The organism is Marinobacter sp. (genome assembly GCF_041595835.1).
Taxonomy (GTDB): Bacteria; Pseudomonadota; Gammaproteobacteria; order Pseudomonadales; family Oleiphilaceae; genus Marinobacter.
On the sequence record NZ_JBFHJO010000082.1, the window covers coordinates 1 to 5,465 of the forward strand.

The window sequence follows — 5,465 nt, forward strand, 5'->3', positions numbered from 1 at the left end:
GCGGCCTTATCATCTTTTAAGTTAAGTGCAGCGCTACTGATTAAAGCCAGGCCTCTGTAACGATTTTTCCTGCCAATTGACTGTGCACCCTCTTAGTACACCTTTGCTCATATCTGAAGCATTTGGGTGCAGTTATCGTTTGAATAAGGTCGGCTACTTTTCGAAAAACCTGCTATTTTTAACTCAGGTTGTTTTGAAAGGATGCGCTCGTTGTTTCAACTTCAGTCAATTACCAAACGTCATTTTCTTCACCCCTTGATGCTGGTGTTTTTGATGGTAATTGCCGTAAGTTCGAAGGCTGTGGAAAGCCTTGATGTTCGAGTGGGCAATTTCTATCCCAACTACTACAAAAATGCAGAGCAGCAATGGGAAGGCATCGACGCCGAGATGGCTGTCGCCCTGGTGGAGCGGGCGGGGTTCAAGCCCAATATTTATGAGATCCCGTGGTCGCGTGCGTTGGTTATGGCCAGGATGGGGCAGGTGGATGTGCTGGCTAATGTTAACATCACCGAAGACCGGTCTGAGTATCTGCACTGGATTGGCCCGCAGCGATACACTCAGATGAGCCTTGTTGTAACCAGGGAAAATGCCGGGCTGCCGATCAGGTCGCTTGATGATCTGCTTGAGCAGTGTAAATTACTCGGCCTGAAATTTGGTATACAGCCCAACGTGAGTTACGGGGAAGAGTTTGCTGAAAGGCTGAGAAGCGATGATGAATTCAGGGCCTGTGCTGAACCGTTGACCGGTCCGCAGAATGACGACAAGGTTTTGCTTGGCAGGCTGTTGGGTTATTTTGATGAACCTCTGGATGTTCAGGCTGAACGTAGGCGCAATCCCGATTACGGTTTGGTGGTTCACCCTTTCACTGTTATCAAAGAGCCCGTGTTCTTTGGGGTTAGCAAGGCGTCTATAAGTACTGATGAGCTTAAGCGGTTGCTGGAAGCCTACCAGTCGTTAGTAGCTGACGGTTCTCTGGAGGCCATTGTCAGGAAATGGACCTTCGATACGCACGACCAATGACAGGATTTATTGTTGCGATATTCACGAAGAAAAAGCGGGGCTGTCCCTATTTCCTGCCGCAAAGCCGTACATCTGATCGTTGTTTTGTTGCTGTTTATGGTTGCTGCAAACACGGGGTATGCAGAGATTTATAAATGGGTGGATGACGACGGAAAGGTTCACTTCAGCGATCGAAAAGACCACAGCATTAAGCAGGAAGTGGTCAGCGTGAGGCCTGGCGCGTCGAAATGGTCGCGTTTTGACATTGATATTAACGCCGTTGATGTTGATCTGAGTGACGAGGAACGTCAGCAGATTGTTGACGGTGTGAACAATGTCTATGAGTTTTTTGATCGTGTGATGTCCTTTGATATGTACAGGACGGTGCCCGTCAATATACTGATTTTTAGAGATAGAGCGGAATATCGGAATTACCTGATTCGTAATAGCAGAGGCATGGCCATTGCCTCGTATGGTCTTTATATACCCTCCGAACATCAGATTGTCGTTTATGTGCGGGAAAACCGGAGTCTCACCTTCAAAACCATCAAGCACGAGGTGAGTCACGCGGTTGTTGATACCATCATTCCCTATGCGCCAACCTGGTTAAATGAAGGGCTCGCCGAGCAAATGGAGATGCTGGAGCGTGACGACTCGGGTTTGTACATTGTGCGCCACCCGGAAAACCAGAGGGTCGTTGCAAAAGCCCGTGAGCAGGGGCATATAGAGGACATTGCCAGGTTTTTGAAGCTGCCCAGTAATAAGTGGCAACATTCAGAAATGTCCGGGAACGGATACTTGCGGGCTCAGTCGAGCCAGTTTGTCTATTTCCTTTTGTCCAAACCGACCGGCCGTAACTTTATTGCGCGTTTGCTGCATACCTTCAATCGGGGTGAGCGCACGCTCTCTTATTATCTGGTGGATGAGAACTACATTGGCGGTGTCAGCATGCTGGAGTTGGACTGGCGGCAATGGTTGCACCATCAGGGGGAAGGGGTTGTCAGGCTTTAGTAGAGTCAATATCTCCTCTTCGGTCGACGCTTCGCCCAACGGCCAGCAGGCCAGAGAAAGTACATGTTAGCTTTTGATGCCCGTTGGTGCGCTAGCCTATGATCAAGCGAAAAAAGAGCCTTGCATATTGCATATCGTTTTGCCTTCTGATTGGCGGAATGGCTTTTTATGAACTGCGATACTCCTTGTCGCAGGAAGAAGTTAAAGCCGGGGACAGGGTTGCAAGCACCAGTCTTCTGGTGGGTGAGTGGATCAAAGGCGCATTCGTTGCTTCTGATTATATTCTGCGTGATATCGTCTATACGGTTCCCGTTTCAGCGCTTCATCTTCCGGTAAACAATTCTGAGGAGCATGCTCGAATCTCAAGATACATTGATGACAAGCGCAAGACCCTTCCGCATGCAAATGGTGTCGGCCTGAATGATAAAAACTGCATTATGACCCATACCCCTGCAATTGTGGGCTTTGATGCCAGCAATCGTGAATGGTGTCGCGTGCCCAGAAACAATCCGGAAATTCAAACCTACGTTTCAAATATGTTTACCAGTAATATGGGTGAACTGATGGTTATCCAGTCTCGAAAATTTCCCGGAGAAGAGTTTAGTGGGCTGGCCGGAATTGGTGTGAATCTGAAGCTCTTTTCAACATGGCTTGAAAAAGTATCCGTCGGCACCCACGGCGTATTAGCCATCATTGATCGGAATGGCAAAATGCTGGCGAGAAAGCCTGTCGAACCGGAAACGCTTGGCAAAGCGGTGAACAACCCGATACTTAAAGCCTTTATTGATTCCGGTGAAAACTACAGAATGCTTCGAACAATTTCTCCGTTTGACCAGGAGCCGCGCCTGTACGGTATTCGTAAGGTTGAGGGGTTGCCATTTGTTGTTGTGGTTGGCGAGGCAGATCGTGACTGGCAGGCGGACTGGAGCCAGCGTGCCTGGTTGGCTGCAGGTGCTCTTGTTATCTTGTGGTCGCTGGCTTTCTATACGCTTTACATATACTGGGAACGGTTAAAAAGTTTCGCCGAACTCCGGAAAGTTCGTGATGAGCTTGAAGGCCTCAGCCTCACCGATGCCCTGACCGGACTAGCCAATCGCCGTTGCTTCAACGGTGTTTTGGAGGCGGAATGCCATCGTTTGCGGCGTATAAAAGCGCCCATTTCTGTGATCATGCTTGATGTGGATTTCTTTAAGGTCTTCAACGACACCTATGGCCACCCGGCCGGGGATGAGTGTCTTAAATTGGTGGCAGGGGTTATCCAGAATCAGCTCAAACGACCTCAAGACCTGGCAGCCCGCTATGGCGGTGAGGAATTTTGCTGCATTCTGCCTGAGACGGAACATGCTGGTGCTATAGATATTGCAATGAGCATTAAGGACGACATTGCGGGTTTGCGTATCCGCCACGAAGGTTCAGCAATCGGAGATTACGTTACCGTTAGTGTAGGTGTGGCTACGCTTATCTGTGACGAGGATGTTAATTGTGAAACCATCGTAAAGATGGCCGACGAACGCCTCTACCTGGCTAAGAAGAATGGGCGGAATCAGGTGGTTTCAGAAGCGGGTTGATCGCCTATAAATGGGCTTGAGTAAAATTGGCCGCTGGTGTCGCCTGCATTCAGGGAGCACTCCGCGGCCGATTTCCGGTTATTGTGCGGTGTAAGCACCGTCTACCGTGTACTGACTTCCGGTAACAAAAGAGGCTTCGTCAGATAGCAGGAAGGTAACCACCTGAGCCACTTCCTCGGCCCGGCCCAAACGGCCGATCGGGTGCAGCGACTTCAGGGAGTTATAGGTTTCCCTGTCGAGCTTGTTCAGCAGCGGCGTGTCGATATAGCCCGGGTGTACCGAGTTGATGCGGATGCCTTTGGCTGAGTATTCCAGTGCTGCTGTTTTGGTCAGACCGGACACCGCGTGTTTTGCAGCAACGTAGCCGGCCAGGTTTTCTGTGCCCACGAGCCCGAGAATGGACGCTGTGTTGACGATGGCACCACCACCGGCTTTGAGCATGGCAGGAATCTGGTAGCGCAAGCCGTAGAATACGCCGTTCAGGTTGATGCTGATGACTTTGTTCCAGTCTTCGATGCTCAGTTCTCCGGTGGGGACTGTGGCACCAAGAATGCCGGCGTTGTTAAAGGCCAGGTTTAATGCCCCGAATTCGGAACAGGCAAAATCTACTGCTGCCTTGACCTGTTCATGATCGGATGTGTCCGCAGTAAAGGCCGCTGCTTTACCTCCGGCGTCCTTGATAGATTTGGCAACTTTCTCTGCCGCTTCGGTGTTGATATCGGAAACTACAACAGCTGCACCTTGTTTCGCCAGTTGCAGTGCGACAGCCTCACCAATGCCGGAACCTGCGCCTGTAACTAATGCTGTTTTACCGGAGAAATCACTCATAGTTTGTTCCCTCGCAATGGTTAGTTAACACACTTGTTCATCGGCACGAGCAGTGATGGAGTTACAATGCTGATTCACAGCCAATCCATATGCATGTCGATACTTCTACATTATGCTTTGTCTGCCCAAATGAAACTGATACTTCTACGTACCAGTGAAAAAAACATGCATCAACATGTTGTTTTTGCAGTGCTTTCTTCAGATTTTGCGTTAAGGGGCCTTGATTATGACTGGTGTTAAGCTCCGGCCCTACCAGCAGGAAGCCGTCGACGCCACCTTGAAGCACTTCCGAAAATCCGATGATTCTGCGGTTATTGTGCTGCCCACCGGTGCCGGGAAAAGCCTGGTCATTGCCGAACTGGCCCGCCTGGCCCGGCGCAGGATTCTGGTGCTGGCCCATGTCAAAGAGTTGGTTGAACAGAACCACGCCAAATACCAGAGCTATGGGCTGACTGCGGGCATCTTCTCCGCCGGGTTGAAGCGAAAGGAGAGCCAGCATCAGGTCACCTTTGCCAGCGTGCAGTCCGTCTCCGCCAACCTGGACCGGTTCCGGAACGAATACTCCCTGCTCATTATCGATGAATGCCATCGGGTCAGTGGTGAGGACACCAGTCAGTACCAGCGCATCATCGAGCAGCTGCGACAACAGAACGACTCCCTCAAAGTACTTGGGCTGACCGCTACCCCCTATCGCCTGGGTATGGGCTGGATCTATCGCTATCACTACCGGGGATTTGTCCGCAGCGAACAGGACAAGCCCTTTGTCCGTTGCATTTATGAGTTGCCGCTGAGCTATATGATCAACCGGGGTTACCTCACAAAGCCCGAGGTGGTGGATGCGGCGGTAGCGCAATACGATTTCTCGGCTTTGCCCCGCAACAGCTTTGGCGAATACGCGGAAAAAGACGTAAACCAGCTGCTGGGCAAACATCCGCGTGTGACCCGGGCCATTATCGAACAGGTGATGGAGCTGGCGGCCAGACGCCAGGCGGTGATGATCTTTGCGGCCACGGTGGACCATGCGAAAGAAATCACCGGCTATCTGCCGGAACAGCAGAC

5 protein-coding genes are annotated in these 5,465 nt (G+C 50.9%); 4 read left to right on the top strand and 1 reads right to left on the bottom strand.

Annotated elements, in window-relative coordinates:
* Positions 1 to 210: 210 nt before the first annotated feature.
* The 3 genes from ABYA77_RS14520 to ABYA77_RS14530 all read left to right on the top strand — a co-directional run bounded on the left by ABYA77_RS14520 (position 211) and on the right by ABYA77_RS14530 (position 3,578).
* A complete protein-coding gene (locus tag ABYA77_RS14520) occupies positions 211 to 1,020 on the top strand; it encodes a substrate-binding periplasmic protein (RefSeq protein WP_372966676.1) in 810 nt (269 codons plus the stop codon).
* A 12-nt stretch (positions 1,021 to 1,032) separates the two neighbouring features.
* Positions 1,033 to 2,010, top strand: a complete 978-nt coding sequence (locus ABYA77_RS14525) for a DUF4124 domain-containing protein (protein WP_372966677.1) — start codon at positions 1,033 to 1,035, stop codon at positions 2,008 to 2,010.
* Positions 2,011 to 2,168: 158 nt separating this feature from the next.
* Positions 2,169 to 3,578 carry a diguanylate cyclase gene (locus ABYA77_RS14530; protein ID WP_372966678.1) on the top strand — a complete coding sequence of 470 codons (1,410 nt, stop codon included), beginning with the start codon at positions 2,169 to 2,171 and terminating at the stop codon, positions 3,576 to 3,578.
* Positions 3,579 to 3,656: 78 nt separating this feature from the next.
* Here the strand turns inward: ABYA77_RS14530 and ABYA77_RS14535 are convergent, their stop codons facing one another.
* Complete coding sequence (locus ABYA77_RS14535; RefSeq protein ID WP_372966679.1) at positions 3,657 to 4,406, bottom strand: SDR family NAD(P)-dependent oxidoreductase; 750 nt, start codon at positions 4,404 to 4,406, stop codon at positions 3,657 to 3,659.
* A gap of 226 nt (positions 4,407 to 4,632) precedes the next feature.
* Here ABYA77_RS14535 and ABYA77_RS14540 point away from each other — a divergent pair.
* Positions 4,633 to 5,465, top strand: an 833-nt coding sequence (locus ABYA77_RS14540; RefSeq protein ID WP_372966680.1) for a DEAD/DEAH box helicase, incomplete at its 3' end; no start/stop codon positions are given.

Coding starts and splice junctions, on each gene's coding strand:
- ABYA77_RS14530 (WP_372966678.1), top strand. CDS start 2,169: ATGGCTTTTTATGAACTGCGATACTCCTTGTCGCAGGAAGAAGTTAAA.
- ABYA77_RS14535 (WP_372966679.1), bottom strand. CDS start 4,406: ATGAGTGATTTCTCCGGTAAAACAGCATTAGTTACAGGCGCAGGTTCC.